The 19,377-nt window shown below is 68.9% G+C and carries 15 protein-coding genes and 2 pseudogenes; 7 read left to right on the top strand and 10 right to left on the bottom strand.

Features of this window, described 5'->3' with window-relative positions:
* Positions 1-6: 6 nt before the first annotated feature.
* The 3 genes and pseudogenes from OG978_RS00085 to OG978_RS00075 form a co-directional block, all read right to left on the bottom strand.
* A pseudogene (locus OG978_RS00085) lies at positions 7-810 on the bottom strand (TniB family NTP-binding protein); the annotation flags it as partial.
* A gap of 391 nt (positions 811-1,201) precedes the next feature.
* Positions 1,202-3,562, bottom strand: a complete 2,361-nt coding sequence (locus tag OG978_RS00080; RefSeq protein WP_326763243.1) for a hypothetical protein — start codon at positions 3,560-3,562, stop codon at positions 1,202-1,204.
* The gene (locus tag OG978_RS00075) at positions 3,559-4,389 is read right to left on the bottom strand and encodes a hypothetical protein (protein WP_326763242.1); all 831 of its coding nucleotides are present in this window, start codon (positions 4,387-4,389) and stop codon (positions 3,559-3,561) included. Before OG978_RS00075 ends, OG978_RS00080 begins: the two co-directional genes overlap by 4 nt.
* A 129-nt stretch (positions 4,390-4,518) precedes the next feature.
* Between OG978_RS00075 and OG978_RS00070 the strand changes: the two genes are divergently transcribed.
* A complete protein-coding gene (locus tag OG978_RS00070; RefSeq protein WP_326763241.1) occupies positions 4,519-4,788 on the top strand; it encodes a hypothetical protein in 270 nt (89 codons plus the stop codon).
* A gap of 46 nt (positions 4,789-4,834) precedes the next feature.
* Here OG978_RS00070 and OG978_RS00065 read toward each other — a convergent pair whose 3' ends face one another.
* Entirely contained in the window at positions 4,835-5,374 is a 540-nt protein-coding gene (locus OG978_RS00065) for a hypothetical protein (protein WP_326763240.1), read from the bottom strand.
* 230 nt (positions 5,375-5,604) lie between these two features.
* Here OG978_RS00065 and OG978_RS00060 point away from each other — a divergent pair, with 230 nt between their 5' ends.
* Positions 5,605-6,501 (top strand): trypsin-like peptidase domain-containing protein, encoded by an 897-nt coding sequence (locus tag OG978_RS00060; protein ID WP_442817626.1) that lies wholly within the window; start codon positions 5,605-5,607, stop codon positions 6,499-6,501.
* Between the two features lie 255 nt (positions 6,502-6,756).
* Here OG978_RS00060 and OG978_RS00055 read toward each other — a convergent pair whose 3' ends face one another.
* The 4 genes from OG978_RS00055 to OG978_RS00040 all read right to left on the bottom strand — a co-directional run bounded on the left by OG978_RS00055 (position 6,757) and on the right by OG978_RS00040 (position 11,031).
* The gene (locus OG978_RS00055) at positions 6,757-8,685 is read right to left on the bottom strand and encodes an integrase (protein WP_326763239.1); all 1,929 of its coding nucleotides are present in this window, start codon (positions 8,683-8,685) and stop codon (positions 6,757-6,759) included.
* Between the two features lie 45 nt (positions 8,686-8,730).
* Positions 8,731-9,141, bottom strand: a complete 411-nt coding sequence (locus OG978_RS00050; RefSeq protein ID WP_326763238.1) for a hypothetical protein — start codon at positions 9,139-9,141, stop codon at positions 8,731-8,733.
* The gene (locus OG978_RS00045) at positions 9,138-9,872 is read right to left on the bottom strand and encodes a hypothetical protein (RefSeq protein WP_326763237.1); all 735 of its coding nucleotides are present in this window, start codon (positions 9,870-9,872) and stop codon (positions 9,138-9,140) included. The genes OG978_RS00050 and OG978_RS00045 overlap by 4 nt, the downstream gene beginning before the upstream one ends.
* A gap of 169 nt (positions 9,873-10,041) precedes the next feature.
* Positions 10,042-11,031, bottom strand: a complete 990-nt coding sequence (locus OG978_RS00040) for a hypothetical protein (protein ID WP_326763236.1) — start codon at positions 11,029-11,031, stop codon at positions 10,042-10,044.
* Positions 11,032-11,357: 326 nt separating this feature from the next.
* Between OG978_RS00040 and OG978_RS00035 the strand changes: the two genes are divergently transcribed.
* Positions 11,358-13,778, top strand: coding sequence for a DEAD/DEAH box helicase (locus OG978_RS00035; RefSeq protein WP_326763235.1), 2,421 nt, complete (start codon positions 11,358-11,360; stop codon positions 13,776-13,778).
* A gap of 320 nt (positions 13,779-14,098) precedes the next feature.
* Here OG978_RS00035 and OG978_RS00030 read toward each other — a convergent pair whose 3' ends face one another.
* Positions 14,099-14,875 carry a hypothetical protein gene (locus OG978_RS00030; RefSeq protein WP_326763234.1) on the bottom strand — a complete coding sequence of 259 codons (777 nt, stop codon included), beginning with the start codon at positions 14,873-14,875 and terminating at the stop codon, positions 14,099-14,101.
* Between the two features lie 6 nt (positions 14,876-14,881).
* Positions 14,882-15,208, bottom strand: coding sequence for a hypothetical protein (locus tag OG978_RS00025; protein ID WP_326763233.1), 327 nt, complete (start codon positions 15,206-15,208; stop codon positions 14,882-14,884).
* Positions 15,209-16,117: 909 nt separating this feature from the next.
* Between OG978_RS00025 and OG978_RS00020 the strand changes: the two genes are divergently transcribed.
* The 4 genes and pseudogenes from OG978_RS00020 (at position 16,118) to OG978_RS00005 (ending at position 19,077) form a co-directional block, all read left to right on the top strand.
* Positions 16,118-16,537: a hypothetical protein gene (locus OG978_RS00020; RefSeq protein WP_326763232.1), complete on the top strand. Its 420-nt coding sequence runs from the start codon at positions 16,118-16,120 to the stop codon at positions 16,535-16,537.
* A 53-nt stretch (positions 16,538-16,590) separates the two neighbouring features.
* Positions 16,591-18,066 (top strand): DEAD/DEAH box helicase family protein, encoded by a 1,476-nt coding sequence (locus tag OG978_RS00015; protein ID WP_326763231.1) that lies wholly within the window; start codon positions 16,591-16,593, stop codon positions 18,064-18,066.
* A gap of 56 nt (positions 18,067-18,122) precedes the next feature.
* A pseudogene (locus tag OG978_RS00010) lies at positions 18,123-18,479 on the top strand (helicase associated domain-containing protein); the annotation flags it as partial.
* Between the two features lie 166 nt (positions 18,480-18,645).
* Positions 18,646-19,077 (top strand): helicase associated domain-containing protein, encoded by a 432-nt coding sequence (locus OG978_RS00005; protein WP_326770307.1) that lies wholly within the window; start codon positions 18,646-18,648, stop codon positions 19,075-19,077.
* Positions 19,078-19,377: the final 300 nt, after the last annotated feature.

Raw genomic sequence — 19,377 nt, 5'->3', positions numbered from 1 at the left:
TCCGGCTCACAGGGTGCTGGCGCTGCGGCTTCGGGGCCGGGTGTGGGGTCGGTAGTGCTGTTCGGCGAGGTGGTCCAGGCGGATGGCTTCGAGGCTGGTTCTGGTGATGCGTTCGGTGCCGTCGAGTAGGGCAGCGATGGCGGCCTGGCGGATGAGGCGGGCGAGGCTGCTGATACGGCCGGCGGTGCGTTCGTGCAGGTACGGGGCCAGTTGGGGGAGAGTTCCGGGCCGGTGGTGGCGCAGGTCGAGCGCGCCTTCCATGGCGGTAATGAGGTCGCGGAAGGGTTCGCTCTCACCGAGGCGGGCGGGAAAGGCGGCGCAGTCGATGAGGGAAGCGCGTCCGGCGAGCTGCGCACCGCGCACCCCGGTGAACAGAGGTGTGGTGGTGACGTCGATTCCGGCGTAGACGAAGGTGGCGCCGATGCGTTCGGTGAGGTCTTTGATCAGGTCGGCGCTCTGGGCGCCGGTGGTGGTGCGGGGGTTGAGCCGGTGGACCTCGTCGATCATCACCAGCTGGACGCCGGCAGCGGTGTAGGTGTGGCAGACCGCGTTGGTGATCTGGACCTGGGACATGCCGGCGGCGACGGGGATGCCGAGGTAGCGGGCGAACTCGGTGGCCAGGGTCTTGGCGCTGGCGGCGGGCGGGACCAGGACGTAGGCGACAGGCACCTGCCCGGCTGTGGCTGTGGGGCCGTGGCGTCGGGTGTGGGCGAGGTGGCAGGCACGACCGACCTGGAGCAGCGCGGTGGTCTTCCCGGCGCCGGCGGGGCCGGTGACGATCAGGGACGGCCGTGCGGTGACTGCCTGGTGTGAGTTCTCATTTTTGTTGTAGCGGAGGTATGCCTCTGACCTGGGGTGTTGCAGGCGGATGAGACATGTCGTGGTCCTGTTCTGTCACGTCGTAAGGGTGTTTGACCTGTACTGCTGCAAGTTGAGTGAGAAGCCTGCAGATATGTTGAGAAATCTGATGCACGACCACCCCTTTCCTCTGCTCGCTTGCACGTGCCGGTGCGGCTGGGTTGGTTCGAGGCGGATGATGCACGCCCGCCGCCCACCCGGTTCCGGCTTCGCTGTGGAGCCGCGGGTGTGCGTCCTCGTGATCGGCAGGGAGCGGTGTCTGGCAGGGGTCTTGCTGGAGGGCGTGACGGAAGCCACGGGAACGCTGCGGACGCGGGGCCCGGGGCGGCGTTCTGGCCGTCTGTCAGTGGTCGATGTCGTCGAAAAGACTGCGCTGTTCTGGGATCGGTTGGCTGTTCTGTGGGGTCTCTCGTCGGTAGGGAAGAGGATCGGGAGCCCAGTCGCGGTGTGCTTCGTCCGGATCCTCGCGGATCTGTTGGTAGATGTCTTGTGCGCGGTCGAACTCACCGGCGGTGTCATCGTCCAGCCGTCGCTCGAAGGCTTGGCTGTACCAGAACAGCGCGTCGTCGACGGGGTCGTTGTCTGGGTCGCCGTTGAACTCCGAGGCCCAGTCGTATACCCGTTGTTCGAGGCGGGGAACGAGTTCACGGCATACGTGCTCGAACAGGTTCTCGCGTTCCTCTTCCGTGAGGAGGACGTGCCAGGCATGGTGCAAGTCGTTGTCTTCAATCCACGAGGCGTCGGGTGCCATGACGGCTAGGTCCGTCATACGTGCGATCGCCTGCTGCCGGATGTCTTCGGGGAGCAAACCGGCGCGGTGGAGGCGGGCCAGTACCCGCGAGCGGATGTCGTCGTTGGCCGGCGTGCCGAAGTCCATGAGCACCGAGTGGAGATCGGGATCTTCCATGAGGTAGGCGCGTAGGAAGCCGTCGCTGCTGTCCCGCGACAAGTAGGAGAAGACGCTCTGTCGACGCTCGTACTCCTCCTGCCAATCCCTCAGAGGACTGCGGCGATGTCGGCGCAACGCGGAGATCCGTTTGGCCGTCGCCTGGTACAGAGGCGGCGGGATACGCAGGAGAGTGCCCTGGCGCTGTTCGCTGCCGGTGGGCAGGCAGTCCGTGCGGGAGAGCAGGGCCCGGTCGGTCATGCCGGTGAGGACGATGGGCAGCAAGTGGGCCTGGGTGGTCAGCCAGGTGGCGAAGCCCTCCCGGAGAGTGGGGTGGTGGAATGACCAGTACGCCTGCCCGTCAAGGGCGGTCGCCTCGGTGAGGAAGGTGCCGGTCAGCGTGGTCATGGCCCGGCTGGCGGCGCCGGGGGCGGCGCCAGCCCGATCGATGATGTCGCGCTGGGCCGGATCGAGGGCGAGGGGGCTGGGCAGCCCCTTGTCCTGACCTGTGGCGTACACGAGGGCGAGGGCTGCGTGGGCGTGTACGTCCAGTTGGTCGTAGACATCGATCAGGAGCTGCCGGGGCCGGGCCATGAAGGACGTAATGCTCTCGCGGGTCAGGGACAGCCCCGTGGTGAATGCCTGGAGTCCGAGGCGCCGTGCGGCTTCGGGGCGGAACGGCTCGGCGTCGGCTGCGGCTTCGAGGTGCGGTTTCATCCGGCTGAGCACGTCCGCCGGCTGATCGCCCGCAGCGAGATGGTTGTAGAGGATCTGCTGCCGCTCCGTGCGGGCGAGGTCGGCGACATCGACGGTGACCTGCTGTTCGTGCAGCAGGGGGTAGGCATACGGTTTCAGCAGGGGCCGGGCCTCGTTGTAGATGTAGTTGCGGGAGGTCAGCACGACCCGGGCCCCGTTCTTCACGGCGCTCATCACGTGCGGCAGGTCCCGTGCCCAGGCGTGGGTGAGGATCTCCTCATGGCGGACGGCGCCGAAGGCGTCATCGAGCCAGAAGAACTGGTCCTTCTCGTGCGGGTTCCAGCGCTGTACCAGTTCGTCGGAGGTGCGCGGCTTGATGGCCACGCAGCTCCAGTTGTCGGCGGCGCTGATGGCCAGCATCAGGGCGATGACGGATTTGCCCACGGCCGGGTCGCCGAGCAGCAGTACGAAGCCGTGGTCGCGCAGTGCGCGGGCGGCCTTGCGGTAGGCGCTGGTGACGACGAACGTGGAGACCTGTTCCGGCGCGGACTTCATCAGCACTGAGGCCTGGGTGTAGGCGCGTTCGTCGAGAATCTGTGACAGGTCACCGAGTCCATAGACACGGGGGACGAACATCCGCAGCTCTCGATGTGAGGCGATCATGTCGCTCAGCCACTGCCCGTCGAGGACCAGGGGGTGTGCCACCCCGCAGGCGCGTAGTCGCCGCTGGATCTTTTCCTCGGACAGGCCGCTGACCCGGGCGTTGGTCAGCAGCACATAGGTCGCGCATACCCCGCGCTTAACCAAGGCACGGACCTTGGCGAATTCGTCCTCGAGTTCCGACGGGGCGAGTGTGGCATCCGCCTTCTTGGTGTGCTTGCACTGCAGCGCAAAGGGGCCCGGCGGCACATCCTGCACGCCTCCGGGCTCGTCGGGCGGTTGCCAGGTGCCGTAGAAGGCGCCGTCTCTGCCCCCGTCGTTGGAGTCCGCGAACGCCTGTACGGACTGTCCCCACACCTCCCGCAGCACAGCTGCGCACAGGTCCTGAAAGGCGCGCCAGCCCAGGGTGTGCAGGGCGAAGCGAGGCGACCCGGGGGCGATGGTTTCGCTCGTCCCCGTCATACGTCGTCCTTGTGGCCGTCATCGGTTGAGCCGTCGCTGAGCGTGGTGAGCGCCTCCCACATCTCCTCGTCGTCGTAGTCCGGTTCAACCAGGTCTGGGGTCAGGATGTTGCTGTCGGGATCCAGCTCCTCGGACTGGGCAACGACCTCGACCAGGAACTTCTGCGCGGCCTTCATGAGACCGGGGTCCCGTGTCCACAGCCCGAACTCCAGGCTGCGGCGGGAGCTTTCCGTGCCGTTGGCACTTCCCAGCCACAGCCGGCTGGGCCGGAAGCCGATGACATCGGCCACCCCGCCCAACCCGTCTTCGTCGTGCCGCCACAGCTCACCCAGCAGCAACATTTTGGTGTGCAGGATCGGAACGAGATGATCACCGGCCTTGCGGTAACCGAGGCTGCGTAGCGCAGGCAGCTGGATGTCCGGTGACGCAGAGCCGGGACCGAGTACAGGCGCCGCGCCGTCCTCATGGAGGCTCAGTCCCTCCAGATTGGGCAGCGCCCGAGCGGGGAAGCCGGCCGCGCCCTTCACCGCGTTGGCCACCTTGCGCAGTCTCTCCAGGGACCGTGGGCCCCTTGACTGTTTACTGACCACCACGCATGCGGACGGGAACCCGGCTATCCGGCGCAGCAGTTCAGTGTCGTCCACCCACAAGAACGCCCCGAGCATCCCGGCCCCAAGGCTGCGTGAGCGCCGCTGTTGCTCCAACTCGTTCCGGAACGTGTCGATCCCGTCGACGAGGCCGGCCAGCACATTCGTCCCGAACCGGGCGGGACCACCTTCCGCTGCGACCGCCTGCACGTTGAACTGGTGAGAAAACGACAGACTCACGACCCCTCCTATAACAGGAGCATTATGGCGTGCCGTCACAGACGGGTCGTACGGTCACCCCCACCCTCCCGTCGAGGCGCCCGGCCAGGCGGCAGCATGCCGTCGTCGCAGCTGCAGGGACAGACGTGAATGGCCACGGGAGGCACCCTGCTCGTCGACGAGGCCAGCGGCGTGATCTTCGTCGGCGAGGCGACCAGCCCGCCCCCGGACTCTCCGCTGACCGAGGCCTACTTCCAGCACGGTGTCAGCGTCCACCTCGCCGCCGGACGGAAGACACCGGCAGCATCAGCCACTTCCTGGGCATGTGGCACACGCACCCGCACTCCCCGGCACAGCCCAGCGCCACCGGCCGCGCCGGTGCTGCGATGTCACGCCGATGAACCTCGCCACGCCTGCTGAACAGGACCTGCGTGCGGGGCTGTCGCCACGGATGGCGCCGACGCCGTCAGCCGAGAGGCAGGTCGAGGTAGCGGGCGGCGTCGTGCAGGACATCGCGGGTGAGGGTTTCGGTGCGGTCGAGGATGGAGAGTTGGGCGGCCATACCGATCAGCGGGGTGAGGTGTTCCATGAGTCCGTCGGTGATGCGGTAGAGCTCTTCCTCGTGGTCCAGGAGGCTGCCGAGTTTGTGGTGCCGTAGCCGCAGCAGGCTGTCGAGGGTGGCCAGGGTGCCGGCCCATTCGTCGGGGTGTTCCGTGCAGCGAGGCGGGAGCCGGTTGACCCAGAGTGTGGGGACTGAGCGTGGCCGGATGGGGGCGGTAGCCTCGGTGAGGCGTCTGAGGGCGGGGAAGCGGGCGGCGCGGGCCTCACGCAGGATGTCGCTGGAGCCGATGCCGCTCCAGAAGACGGTCAGGCCCAGTTCGTCGGCGAGGTAGTCGAACGTCGGCTGCAGGTCCTCGGGCCGCAGCCGGTCGATTCCGTCGATCAGGCAGACCTCCGTACGGGCATGGCGCATCACGTGGACCGCAGGCCCGGTGAAGTCCTTCATGCGCTGTACGGGCCGTTGCTCGGTGTCCGGGCGGTACAGATCCCAGCCGAGGAAGACGGCCAGGGCCGCGGACCAGTCGGCGGATGTGCCGGGTTCGGGCGGGGCGTTGACGCAGACGACGGGGATGCGGCTGTCGTCGATGCCGTGGCCGCCGTCCCCACCATCTGGCAGGGGCTGCTCGCCGAGGTCACCGCCAACCCGCGCGACCTCGCAAGAAGTACGGCGCCGAGGTGGTCGGCCGGGCGCAGGGATACGACGTCGCCGTTCTGAAGCTGAAGAACCCGCCGTCGGGGCTCGCTCCGCTGGCCCTCGGCAATTCGGACGAGGTCGCGGTCGGCGATTCCACGATTGCCATCGGCGCCCCGTTCGGCCTGTCCAACACGGTCACCACGGGCATCATCAGCGCGAAGAACCGCCCGGTCGCCTCCGGTGACGGCTCCGGCGGCAGCAACTCGTACATGAGCGCCCTGCAGACCGACGCCTCGATCAACCCGGGCAACTCCGGCGGCCCGTTGCTCGATGCGCGCGGTGCGGTCATCGGCATCAACTCGGCCATCCAGTCGACCGGCAGCAGCGTCGGCCAGACCCAGGCGGGCTCCATCGGCCTCGGCTTCGCGATTCCGATCAACCAGGCGACGAACGTCGCCCAGCAGTTGATCAAGACCGGCAAGCCGGTCTACCCGGTGATCGGAGCCACGGTCAGCATGGACGAGAAGACCGGCGGCGCGGTCATCTCCGACCAGGGGGCGGACGGTACGGCAGCCGTGTCGAAGGACGGCCCCGCGGACCGGGCCGGCCTCAGGGCGGGCGATGTCATCACGAAGTTCAACGACACCGTGATCGACAGCGGCCCGACCCTGATCGGCGAGATCTGGACCCACAAGCCCGGCGACCGGGTGACGCTGACCTACCAGCGCGACGGCCGGACGGCAACGGCCGAGGTCACCCTCGGGGACCCCGGTCCCGAGTACGCGGCGAACCGGCACAATGTCGGCTTCATGGTGGCCGATTCTCGCGGCGTCCCTGGTGGGCCAGCCCGATGTGGTGCAGCAGGGTGCGTTTGCCAGTACCGCGGCAGTCGCTGTCGATGGCGACGTGCTGGCAGGGGTGGCGGCGTTCGCCGTTGAGGCGCAGCATCCGCCGTGCGGTCTTCATGCCTGTGGCGATGTCGGTGGTTTCGACGAGGCTGAGCTGGGCGTGGTAACGCACCCGGGGGTCGTCCTCGTCGACGGGCACGGGGCCGTCGACCGGCGGGATCGGGGGAGGGGCCGGCTGGTGCCGTACGCGGGCGCGCCAGCCGTGCAGAGTGGTCGGTGACCCAGGAGACAGGGCCGGCGCCGACGCGGGCGGCGGGACACTTTGAGCGTCACGTACGGGGGGTTTCACCGGTCATCTCCCTGTCGCCCGTTGCCCGGTGGGGGAGGGCCGGTGCTGCTGTCACCTTGGGTGGTGTCTGGGGTGGGCCTGCAGTTGTTGTCGCCCACGGGCCCGGGATCGGTGGGGCCGGGCGGGTGGAGGCCGGGCAGGGAGGCCAGGAAGTCGTCCAGGCTCAGGCCCGCGCCACGGACGGGCTCGGGCGTGTCGAACAGCTCTCCGGAGGGACGGTCGAGGGAGCGGAAGGGGCGGACGGAGTCCGGGTCCAGGGGCGGCAGGCCGTCGGCGTAGGGCTTGGTGGTGGGCGTCGGCCGCGCGGGGCGGGGCACCGCGGCAGCCGCGCGGGGACCCGGCCTGGCCGCGGTAGGCGAGGGCCCGGCGGCCGCGGTGCGCAGCAGCTGAGCGGTGGCCCGGGTGACGGCGGCCTCGTCACGGCGGCTGCCGCCGGCGGCGAGGTGGATACGCAGGGCCTGGTCCCAGGTTTCCTCGGTCCACCGGTCCTTGAGCAGTCGGCGGTGGATGAAGGGCACCTCGACCCACGGGTCGGTGCCCGGCTCGGCCCGGTGGTTGAACAGCCAGGCGACTTCCGGGTGGTCGGGGGAGTAGTGGACCTCCCAGCGCCCCTGCTGCGCTGCGATGCCGGAGGGCCCACGGAAGAGGTCCAGCTTTCCCCGGTCGAGGTTGTAGGTGCGGTTGTTGATCTGGAAGCCCTTGCGGCTGACCCGGACCCACACCGTCGGCAGCAGCTTGCGGTTCTCCTGCGCGGTCAGCGTGGTGGACCGGTAGCCGCGCAGGGACACCAGGGCTGCGTACATCTGGTTGGGAGTCAGGCACAGCCCAGGAGTGAACGGACTACGAAGTGCTGCGTGAGGGGTCTGCTGCCAGCGGAGAACCACCCACTGCTCGAACAGTTCCTGGAGCTGGGGGATTGTCCACAGAGGCTGCTTGCGGACGCGTTTGCCACGCAGGTCCAGACGGTGATGGGTGTAGGAGGCCAGGTACTGGCTGAAGCCGGTTTTCACCGCCAGCATGGCGCGCTCCACGATGGCCTTGTCGACGGCGGTGCGCAGCCGTGCCTCGCGTACTTCGATGCCCATGCAGTGGCAGGCGCGGGTGAAGTCCGCGGAGATGAACGGCGAGCCGTGGTCGATGACGAGTGTTTCGGGTTTGATGACGGGCCTGGCGGCGGCGCCGGCGAAGCGGGGGTCGGCCGCCAGGAGGTCCTCGAAGGGGAGGTCGGATCCTTCCATGAAGGTTTCCGGTGCCCAGCCCGGGCGCGCGGGTAGCGGGGCCGTGGTCTGGGCGACGACCTGCATGGTGTCGAACGAGCGGGTGGCCCGCCCGGCGGTCCACCGTCCCGTCCCGCCTGTGCGGCCGGTGCGCTTGGGCACGAGCAGAGAGCCCACGATGCTGCGGGTGGCCACGTCGATGGCGATGGTGAGCTCCACAGAGATGCCCCGTCCGTCGTCGCCGAGGACGAGGACGTCCAGTCCGGTGGTGTCGATCTGCACCAGTTCCCCGGGCCAGCGGGCCCAGGTCGCCCGCCGGGCGACCGGCCGCTCTGCGGATGTGGCAGGTCCGGCCGCGTGGCGGGCCGCCGCGTCGTGCGCGTTCTGCGCGGTGATCCCGAGGCGCTCCAGTAGCCGGTAGAACGTCGCCGGACTGATCACCAGGCCCCGGGCGGTCTTCGGATCGGCCAGCAGCTGCGCGTAGCGGGTCCGGACCGTCTGCTGCACCCGGTCGATCAGCCGGGACAGGGTTCCCGGAGACAGGCCCTTGTCGCGTTCGTCGTCCAGGATCTCCCACACGAGGTCGACCACCCGCGCATCGACGCGCCCGTGCGGGGCCGTACTGCGCAGGCTGCGTTTGTCGACCAGGCCCATCAGGCCTTCTTTGCGCCAGGCCGCGCACTTCCGTTCGACAGTGGCCGCGGACACCGGTGTTCCTGCCTGCGACAACTGGCCGGCCTTGGCCTGGTAGCGCTAACGCAGGGTGCGCCGCTGCGGGTCGAAGGCCGGTCGGGGCTCGGTGGTGGCGGGAACGTTCGGGGCCTGCTGGTGCAGTACTTCCTTGACATGCCGCTCCCACGCGAGGGCGGCCTTGCGTACATCCTTCGGCAGCGCACGGAACTCGCCGAGGCGGCCGGGCAGCGAACTGCGCGGCGCCGCCCGGTTCAGCACGGCGAAGTCGGAGGCCGAGGTCACGGCCGTCTGCAGGATGATCAGCGGCTCCACAGGCTCTGCCGACTCTGCGGCGTCGAGGAAGAGACGCGGTCCGTGGAAGGCGGTCACGACCCAGGCCACGCCGCGGAAGCGGATAGTGTCCCCCACAGCCAGGGTGTCAGCAGCGGCGAGCGCCCCCGCACCTGCGGTGTGCCGCGAAGCCGAGGTCACACGGCCTCCCCTGAGCGGGCCCATGCCGTCGACGACGGGGTGAGCGGGACACCCATGTCGGTATGCAGCCGCTGCGCCCAGATCAGGTGATAGGCAAGGTCCACCCCCGCGTACGGGGGCAGGGCGGCGGCTCGTAGCCCAGAGCGGATGGTTCGAGGCGAGGTGAACTGCTGTGCCAGCAACTGGTCCTGCCCTGCCGTGAGCCATCGTGGGCTGCGGGCGGCGTAGAGAAGCTGGAGGTTGTCCAGTTCCACCCCGGTGGGAGGTTCCATCACCCGGATCTGCCAGCCTGCTGCTGCCGCAGCCACCGCCAGCACCGCCTGCTCGGATTGCCACCGGTCGGTGAACTGCTCCGGCTGCACGCAGATCACCTCGCGCCAGCCCGCCCGTAAGGCGACGAACGCTGGCCGCAGGCGGTGGCGGCGCCCCTGCTGGCTCCAGCGCAGCTCCATCGGCCCCGCGCTGCGCAGCCCGACCGCCAAGTCGCGGTCCAGGACCATGCCGCAGCGCTGCTGCCGCAGCGAGCCGCAGGCCAGCAACTGGTCGGTGGCCGAGGCCCACGCGTTGGTGACGAACGACTGCCGTCCCGGGTAGGGCACGGGCCGCTCCAGCGGTGCCAGTTCCTCGAACGGCACCTCGCCGGCCTCTGACACCGGGCACTCGCGCTGTCGTCCGAACCGGTCGAGGTAGCAGACGGTGATGTCGCATGCGCTGACCGGGGCCCCTGGCATGTCCGCCGCCCCCTTGGCTGTTGTCGTGGGCCGCACCGTGCGTGCCCCTGCTCCAGCATCCACGTACGGATGGGGCATGCGCAGCCGCACCCGGCTCCACCCCACGATCGAGGGAACAGGGCAGATACGTGTGCGAAACCAGACGGGGCGTGCCGCTGTGGGCGGGAGCTCATACGACGGTGAACGAGTCACTCCAGTCCCAGGGCAGGCAGCAGAGGTTCTCCAGCGGCGCCCGGTGCTCGTCGTCGCGGTGGATCAGCGCTGTGACCGGCCTCCGGCCACGGCGGCGCCCGCCGCACTCGTCATCCCTGGTGGCCGGCGCGCACCGCTGATGCCGGGCGAGCCACTCCGCCACCGGGACCTGCCACCTGCCCGGCGGCAGTTCGAGCGCATCCGCCAGCTGGGACAGCTCGGCCACCAGACGGGACTCGGCCGCAGCCCAGGGCCCGCCGGGCAGAGCGGCGCGTTGCTGCTCGTAGCGCAGCAGCGCCCGGGCTACCTGCAGCACCTCCGGATACACCAACAGCCATGCCGTCTCGACGACTTCGGGCTGCAGTCCCGCCCGCCCGGCCCGCCCGGTCCACCGCCGGGTGAGAGGGGCGCGGCGCCACCACCACCCAGTAAGGGCGAAGGCGTCCGAGACCAGGAACCCTCCGGCCGGCCCGAACCGCCGCTCAAGCCGGCCCCGCCGACGGTGGGCGTCGACCGACTCCGGCAGCGGCGCCAGATCCACTCCCGCCCCATTCCTCTGACGCACGTGCGTGAACCGGCCGTGCCGCTCGCAGATCCGCCACCGCTCCGGCCAGACGAGCCACACCCCACCAAGGCCGGCGCCCCGTGCCGCCGTACACAGTCCGCAAGCCGGCACGAGATAGTGCGCCAGCGGCTGCCACGGCCACTCCCACCGCGCCTGCCCACCCGGCAGAAGATGTGCCTCGCGCAGATGCGGCAGGGCCCACCGAAGCCGCGCGGACGGCACCCCGAGCATCTCCGCGAGCCGGTCTGCCGCCGCACCGCTGAGGAACACCTCGGCCAGATATGGCTGAAGGGCCTCCTGGCCCGGCGGCCCGTCGCCGAGTTCGGCGAGCAGGAAGCCGACCTCCACCCCCTGTGCCCCGGCCACCCGCCACAAGAACGAACAGTTCGACTCGTTGGCCACGAAGCGGACCGGCCGCCGCGGCAGACTTCTGCTCCACACCGTATTCCCCAACCCCTTTGCCCAGGCGGCCCGGCAACCGTCCAATCACGATGCTTGCCGCCCGCCGTACATCGCGCCTCCCGCACCGGCTGTCCTGCCCAGGACGCCACGCCCGCAATGAACCGGATCTCCACCGCACTCCGCTCCCTACCACGGTGAGGACCCAGAGGGCCCGGGGCGTTCACCCCAACGGGTGAGACAGGCCGGGGTGAGTGCCCTGCGCCGCGGGCTCGTCCGCATCCTGCCCCTTAGAAACCCGTCACCTGCCCTTGCGCCGGAGCCGTCTTGTGCTGCACGACCAGCCCGCCAAACGCCTGCCCAGCGAACTGTGGACACGCCAGCGCGCCGCGGCCGACTGCGTCCTCAACGCCTTCGCTATGGGATACGAACGCCAGCAGGTGATCATGCCGTGCGGCACCGGAAAGACCCACCTCGCCGTCCACATCGCCCACGAGCTCACCTCCGACAGCCGCAGCCTGACCGTGATGCCGACCCTGGAACTGCTCAACCAGACCGCCCGCGTCTGGCACACCTCCGGCCGGCCGGGCCACTTCCTGGGCCTGTGCTCCGACACACAGACCAGTGAGCCCATCCTGAGCGGCGTGCTCACCATGACCAGCGACCCCGCCCGGCTGGCTGCCGTCGTACGCGGTGCAGACGGTCCCGTCAGTGCCTTCGCCACCTACGCCTCGCTGCCCAAGCTCGTCGAAGCTCACCAGCGCCATCTGCTGCCGCGCTGGGACATCGCGGTCGTGGACGAAGCCCACCGTACCGCCGGCGCCCGCGGCAAACCGTGGGCCGTCATCCACGACAACGACGCCATCCCCGCCCGCCACCGCCTCTACCTCACCGCCACGCCCCGCATCTGGGACGTCAACCGAGACATCGTCACCGAACCGATCGCCTCCATGGACGACGTCTCCCTCTACGGACCTGTCGCCTACCGCTACTCGCTGGCCGAGGCCATCCATGAGGGACGCCTGGCCGACTACCGCATCGCCGCCCCCGAGATCCACGACCCGCACCTGCGCACCCTCTTGACCGCCGGCAAGGGGGCCAGCCGCACGCCCCAGACCGATGCCATGCGGGTAGCGGCGGCCCAGCTGGCCCTGCTCAGAGCGCGCGAGGAACACAGCATCCGCCGCACGGTCGTCTTCAGCCGCAGCATCGCGCAAAGCGATGCCTTCGCCGAAACCCTGCCCGAGACCGCCGCAGCCATCCCCGGCGGCCACGCCCACGGCCTATGGGTCGCCAGCATCCATTCCCGTAACAGCCGTTCAGAGCGGCGAGAGCACCTGACCCGGTTTGCCCAGCCTCCGCAAGACCAGCACGCCAGCACTCTCGCGGAGCTGAGCGTGCTGTGCAACGTCCGCCTATGTGTCGAAGGTGTCGACTTCCCGCTGGCCGACTCCGTGCTCTTCGCCGACCCCAAACAGTCCACCATCGACATCGTCCAGGCGATCGGCCGCGCTCTGCGCATCGGCCCTGGTATGAACAAGATCTCCACACTGGTCATCCCGGTGCTCTTCGGCCCCGGGCAGCGCCCCGAGGCAGCAACGTTCGGGACCCCGTACCACCTCCTGCACCAGGTCATGATCGCGCTCAAGGCGTACGACGAGCACTACTTCCACCGCCTGCCGATCAACGGCGCCCGGCTGCTACCGCCCGCACCGGCCCTCGCCATTCACCCGGCACGCGCAACGGAGATCGCCCCGCACCTGATGCTGCGGATCATGGAGCCCGAACCCGATGTCTGGGAGAACGGGATGGCCTGCGCGCAGGCATTCTTCGACACCCACGGCCATCTGAACGTGCCCAGCAACCACATCACCGATGACGGGTTCCACCTCGGCTGCTGGCTGGGGTACCAGCGCGCTCTCAAGGCCGCCGGACACCTCTCCGCAGCCCGAGTCGCCGCCCTGGTCACCTGCACCATGCCCTGGGCCCACACCGAAGACAGCACCGAAAACCTCCTCCCCGTTGCCCAGGACTACGCCCGTGCCCACGGCCATCTGCTCCCGGAACCGGATGAGACCTATCAGGGTCGACCACTGGGCGCCTGGCTTGCCGAGCAGCGCCGCCTGGCCGCCGACAGCACCCTGCCCGCCCCCTACGCCCGCGCCCTGAAGGACATCGACCGCTGGTGGAACCCCGCCTGGCACGCGGCGTGGCAGCGCATGTACACGCGTGCCCGCGAGGCCGACACGGACCTGTCTCTCTACCCGGGCCCGCTCCCCGCCGACGCGGACGACCTCACTCGCTGGCTAGACGAGCAGATCGATGCCTTCCCTACTCTCGCCAAAGCACAGCAGACACTCCTGGCCGCTCTGCCGCTGCAGCGCGGCCCCCTCACCCTTGCCCTGTGCCGTCCCCTCGGCAGCCAGAGCGCCACGCACGCCCACGGACTGCGCGCCGCCCGGCGCTTCTTCCGCCGCTACCAGCATCTGCGCGTCCCCGTTGACTACACCGACACCCACGGCAGTTCCTGCTTCCCGCTGGGTCAGTGGATCACCGACTTGCGCGACTTGGCCGGCGCGGCCCGCCTCAGCCGTGAAGAGACCGAATCCGTTGAGGCGCTCGGCATGGAATGGCTTCCTGGACTCCGGTGCGACGATGCCCCAGCCGCCCTGCCCAGGCCCCGCATTCCGTCGGCGGGGCAACATCGGAACCGACGCACCCACGGCGGAGCCGCCGGACGAGCACACTGATCCCATACACCCGGCCCGGTCCTGTGGATCGCCGGCAGTGACCAGCCGGCCAGCTTCTCTTCCGGCGCGGTGTGTTCGAGCAGTCGCAGCACCCGCCCGTGTGCAGCGCCCTCGACGACCTCGAACGTCTCGGTCCACCGCGGATCGATCTCGGGTTCCTCGTAGGCGATCATCAGATGCTCACTGGCACGAGAGGGGAACCACGGTGTCCGGGTTAGCTCACCATGCCCGCTGACCAGCGCCTCGATCTTCCCGGGTGTCCCTCGCCCGCCGCTCGTGCTGGGGTGACCGATCCCTCGATCACCCCAGCCTCATCGAGGTCAGGCGGCGATGTCCAGTTCCTCGAATCCATTGACGAAGCGGCGGCCGACGAGCTCCACCAGAACGTCGGGTCTGTCGGCGATCGCTCCAGGATGCAGGCGTGCCATCAGGCTGGGGCTGCGCAGAAGGCCACGGACCCACTGATCGAAGACTGACTCGAAGCGGGTGTGCGGCCTACCGAGCACCTTCTGCTCGAGCACCCCGGCTCCCCAGCCCACAACCCTGACCCAGGCCTTGATCCAGGGATGCAGTTCGGCCTCCTGCACACCGATGCCGTGCAGGAACGCCAGGTACGTGCGCACATCCCGGGGCACGTTGCGGGCTTTGACGATGAGGTGGGCCGTGCTGCGGGGAAGGGCCAGGCCCGCACGGTCCACCATTTCGTCCAGCGTCGGTCGTGCCGCCGCGTTGTACGCATCGCGCATCGCCTGCCCCAGTTCGGCCCGGGTGCACGCGAGGCCAGGCTTCGGCAGAACCGTGGAGCGCCTCGCCTCGCGCCTCGCCTCGGCCGCGGCCTTCTCGGCCCCGGCGAGAAGCTTCAGGGCGTGGCCGAGATCGCCGTCAGTGACCTCGACGAGCTCGATGACCACGACCTGCTTGGGAGGACGCGAGCCGCCCTTCACGGCCCGCTTCAGTGCCGACTCCGACGAGGTGGGGGTGATGCCGGCCAGGTCACGGAAGGTCATCCCGGACTGGCTGCGCAGGTCCCGGAGGTACTTGGCCAGCATGCCCACCTCCGGAACCGTGTAGTCGATCGGGTTCTCAGGTCGCGCCATGCCGCCTCAGCTCCCCGACCCGTTGTTCAGGACCGCGGTGACGATCCGGCGCAGGAAGTTCCCGCTTCGCCGCCGGTCACTGACACCTGCGGCGAGGAGAACAGCGACACCGATGGAACCGGCACCGCCGAGAAGTAGAAGGACGTCGTAGACGGTGTTCACGGGCATGTGCGCGGCCAGGCAGAGGACAACTGCCGCGGTCACAAAGGCGACCAGCACGATCGCCTGGGCCATCCCGAAACGGGAAGGCGTGATCACTGCGGGCGCGGACTGCGTCCGGCCGGACAGTACGACGGACGACATGGCCGCCTCGTCGGTACGCGGGGGCTTCACCGGGTGGGCTCCTCATGAGCTCGCGTACGGCGGCGGCGTACCGCCGCCGTACTTGCTGATGTCGGCTCACTGGGCCTTCGGTCCGAAGGCGTTGGCGACACCCCACGCGGACTTCAGGCTCAGCCGGATCGAGCCCCACCGGGAGTTGGCGCTCCCGCCTGCGCAGGACTCGATTCCACGCCCTACTCTGACAGGCGCAACGCCACCCACGCGGGCCCCAACTACATTGGTCCACCGCGTATCCAAGCCCGAGTTGACTCCTGTCCGGCCACTGGCCAGCAGGAATCCGGGGCGAGTCGACGTTGGGTCAGCTCCCGTCTCAGTTCAAGGCGTGCAAGGAGTCACCCAGACCTTCATGCTCGGGGTTGTTCGCAGGATCCTTACAGGACCAGGACCCTGCGTTTCACCGCATGAGTTTTGTCGGCTCACTGGTGAAGAAGACTGGCTAGTCATGCTTGGCGGCAGACTGGCCACTAGATAAATCAGGACTGGTGTGCCCTTTTCCTCTGGCAGGGACGAGGGCAACCGTCCGAAGCAGGCCGGCCAGAGGCCGAGCTGCAGGCCTGATGGCTCAGGCAGCGGCTGGCTCTGGTCCGACCTGCTGGAGCACCGGGAAAGCGTCCATGGACGACACCCTCTGATCCGAGAAGGCGCCTCCTCCCTTACGGGACGGAGGCGCCTGTCGTGGACGAAGACGCGACGGCTGACACCCTCTTCTGCCCCTCGGCCACATGTACACCGCCCGCGAACCAGCGCAGCGCCGAGAGGCAGCGGACACCGCCGTCGCCCTTGTCGCCGGACTTGAGCGCTACCGGACGGACTCTCTACCAGTTACCTGCCCCCCTGCCAGACCGCGCCCAGCGCCAAGAAACGATGTGCCAGGATCACCGTGTAAGGAGGTGCGGCCTGGTGAGTTCGCTGCAGGTAGACGTGCTGGCATACGAGGCGCCGTGCGAGCGGTGCTCCTTCTCCCTGTGGTGGGTGTTCGGGCTGCTGCCGTCATACAGCCCGCGCGGCGAGGAGTTCACCACCACGGACTTCCCCGAGGCCGTCGCCATGGCACGCCGCATCCTGGCGGCACCGGACGGCGACACGGCAGACATCGCGGCGCAACTGCACGACCGCCCCGCCTGGCAGCGGGGCCGCAGCTTCAACCCCAACCGGTGCAGTGCCTGCGGGCATCACGCCGACTGGCACGTCCTCGACACGCTCCTCAACCGCGTCTACCACCAAAAGGGCTGGATCTATGCCGCGGCCGGCCGGGTCCCCGTCCCTGAATGGCGTGCGATCAGAGGCCGCGGACAAGGAATCCACTGGCCGTACTGCTGACCACCGCCGCTCCAGCCTCAACGTCTCCTCCCGTGTCCTTGAGGAACCACTTGATGACCACCGACCCCAACTACGACGGCCCGCCCATCTCGGTTCGCCCCGAACGTCGTGTGCTGCGCCCAGATCAGCAGCAGGCGGTGGACAGCGCAGCCCGGCATCTGAAGCGCCCGGGTTCGCGTGGGCATATTGTCTCGGCGTGTGGGACGGGGAAGACCCTGACCGCGCTGCGCACTGCGGAAGCTCTCGATGTCTGGTATCTCCTGGTGGCGGTGCCGGGCCTGGATTTGATTGGTCAGTGGGCGGCCGCGGCCCGCGCGGAGGGGCGCCGTGAGCCGTTGATGGCGGTCTCTTCCTCCGATGCCCGTAAGCATCCTGTGCTGGCGGGTGCGGGGGCGGTGAGTACGGGTTCGGGGGAGTACCTGGCGTACTGGCTTGCTCAGTGCAGGAAACGGCGTGAGCGGGCGACGGTGTTCGTCACGTTCGATTCCCTCTCCAGGATCGAGGAGTCCCAGCACAGCGTCTTCGCTGCCCCTGTCTTCGACCTCCTGGTCGTGGACGAGGCGCACCGCACGGCGGGGAGCTGGGACAAGCAGTGGACGATGATCCACGACCACCAGCGTGTCCTGGCCGACCGCCGCCTCTACATGACCGCAACCCCGTACGAGTGGGAGGCTCCGCGCCTGACCGAGGCCCCCGATACACGGCCCCAGCCGAAGCGGACCGCGGCCACCGTCCCGGCCTGGGAGGCTCCCTCTCTGATCGCGTCGATGGACGATCCGAAGGTCTTCGGCCCGCGCCTGCACACCTACTCCCACGCGGACGCGATCGAGGACGGCGTCCTGGCCGACTACCAGCTCCTCGTGCCCACGATCACCAGCACCGACCTGCGCACCGTCCTCACCAACTCCGGCGACGCCCACACCGGGTTCGCGCCGAGTGCCCGTCGCACGACGGCGCTGCACCTGGCCGTCCTCAGGGCCATGACGGAGCACCACCTCAAGCATGTGATCGTGTACTTCCAGCAGGTCGCGGACGCCGCCGACTTCGCCCGCCAGTTTCCCCATACGCTGCGTGCCCTCCCTGGGAATCAACGCCCCGTATGGGCCGACGACCTTCTCGTGCAGTCGATCAACGGCACCCACACCCCCGACCAGCGCCACGCCATCCTCACCGGCTTCGCCGATGCCGACCGCGGCGTGCTGACCAATGCCCAGGTCCTGGGCGAGGGAGTGGACCTGCCGGCCGTGGACGCGGTCGTGTTCGCGGACCGTACGGCGAGCGTGCGCCGCATCGTCCAGGCGGCCTCGGCCGCGCTCTGCGTAAGCCCCCGACCATCGAGCGCAAGACGGCGAGCCTGGTCATCCCCGCCTACACCCCACCCGACGCCGACCCCACCGACCTCCTCTCCACCCCCTACGAGGCACTGTGGCTGGTCACCGCTGCGCTCCGGCATCATGACCAGTCGATTGCCGCCCGGGCCCCGCGCAAGAACGCCAAGCGCCGCCTGGACGCCAACACCCACACCCTGATCACACGCCGGTTCCGGTTCGACTTCACGCTCGACCCCGGGCATATCGCCCGGGCCATGGACCTGTTGGCCTGGCCCGCTGCTGGTGCGGTTCTGTCCGCACCCCGCCGCGCGGGACTCGCGGCCGCCGTCCGCTATCACACCGAGCACGGTCACCTGCGTGTCCCGGCCGACTACGAGGATGCCTACGGCTACCGGCTCGGCCAGTTCATCACCGGGCAACGCACCGCCTATCACCAGGGTTCTCTCGCCGAGGACTGGATTGCCGAGCTCGAAGACCTGGGCATGGTCTGGGACGACAGCGAAGCCGCCTGGCAGGGGCATATGGCCACCGTTGAGGCCTTCCACACCGAACACGGCCACCTCGCCATCCCTTCCCAGGAACCGGGCGGTCAGTTCCTCGTCGATCAGCGGTCCCTGGCCCGCAAAGGCCGTCTCGCCCCCAGCCGCGAAGCCCAGCTCACCGCCCTCGACCCGCACTGGACGCTCCCGCACGGCCCCGACTGGCACCGCAAATACCACCTGATCAAGCGCCATATCGAAGCCAGGCCACGACCCGGCCACGCTGCGCCGCGACACGGTGATCGACGGCGTGAAGGCCGGCAGCTGGCTGCACCGTCAGTTCACCACCTGGCACGATCTCAACTCCGGCCAGCGCGACCTTCTCACCAGCCTCGGCCTGACCGCCGATCAAGTCCCGCTGAAGAAAACGCCGAGAACAACTGTCACATCCGGTACCAGGAAACGCCGTTCCTTCGAGCAGACAGCGCTGCTGCTGCGCGCCTTCGTAGAGCGTCACGGCCGCCCGCCAGGGGCCAGAGAATGGATCGAGGCCGACGGCGAAAGCGTCATGATCGGCCCGTGGCTGTGCAAGACCCGCACCAAACAGAAAGCAGGTCAACTACCCGAAGATCAAGGCAAGTTGATGGACGAGATCCTCCGAGAGGACCGGTCCGGAACCGCCCGCGACGTCTCCGAAGAGGGGCCCGCAGACATCTCGAAGATTCCATAGTTTTTCTGCTTCCATAAGACGGACTGATCTCTTCCCGAAACCGACCACGAGTCAGCGGAAAAGAGATGCCCCATCAAGCAGCCGAGCACACCCAGGCCCTGACGCCCGCACATGCAGCCAGCCCAGGGCCGTGCGGAGCACGGCCCGTCGCCCTGATCGCGGAGCGAACAGGGCCAGAGTCCAGCGGAGTTGGACTCAAGGGCCACGGAGTGGCCCGGATCCCCGGGACGAAGTCCCGGACCACACGGAGTGCGTGGTCGTCTTCCGTCGCGTAGCGACGGCGCGTCGTGTTCGCGGAGC

The sequence above is a fragment of the Streptomyces sp. NBC_01591 genome (assembly GCF_035918155.1).
In the GTDB taxonomy this organism is placed as follows: Bacteria; Actinomycetota; Actinomycetes; order Streptomycetales; family Streptomycetaceae; genus Streptomyces.
Note: the sequence above shows the minus strand (reverse complement) of the source record. Positions and strands in the feature narration are given on the sequence as shown.

What these genes read in the sequence shown, in the direction of transcription:
- OG978_RS00045 (WP_326763237.1), bottom strand. Translation starts at nt 9,872, where the DNA reads ATGCCAGGGGCCCCGGTCAGCGCATGCGACATCACCGTCTGCTACCTC.
- OG978_RS00080 (WP_326763243.1), bottom strand. Translation starts at nt 3,562, where the DNA reads ATGACGGGGACGAGCGAAACCATCGCCCCCGGGTCGCCTCGCTTCGCC.
- OG978_RS00070 (WP_326763241.1), top strand. Translation starts at nt 4,519, where the DNA reads ATGGCCACGGGAGGCACCCTGCTCGTCGACGAGGCCAGCGGCGTGATC.
- OG978_RS00065 (WP_326763240.1), bottom strand. Translation starts at nt 5,374, where the DNA reads ATGAAGGACTTCACCGGGCCTGCGGTCCACGTGATGCGCCATGCCCGT.
- OG978_RS00030 (WP_326763234.1), bottom strand. Translation starts at nt 14,875, where the DNA reads ATGGCGCGACCTGAGAACCCGATCGACTACACGGTTCCGGAGGTGGGC.
- OG978_RS00015 (WP_326763231.1), top strand. Translation starts at nt 16,591, where the DNA reads ATGACCACCGACCCCAACTACGACGGCCCGCCCATCTCGGTTCGCCCC.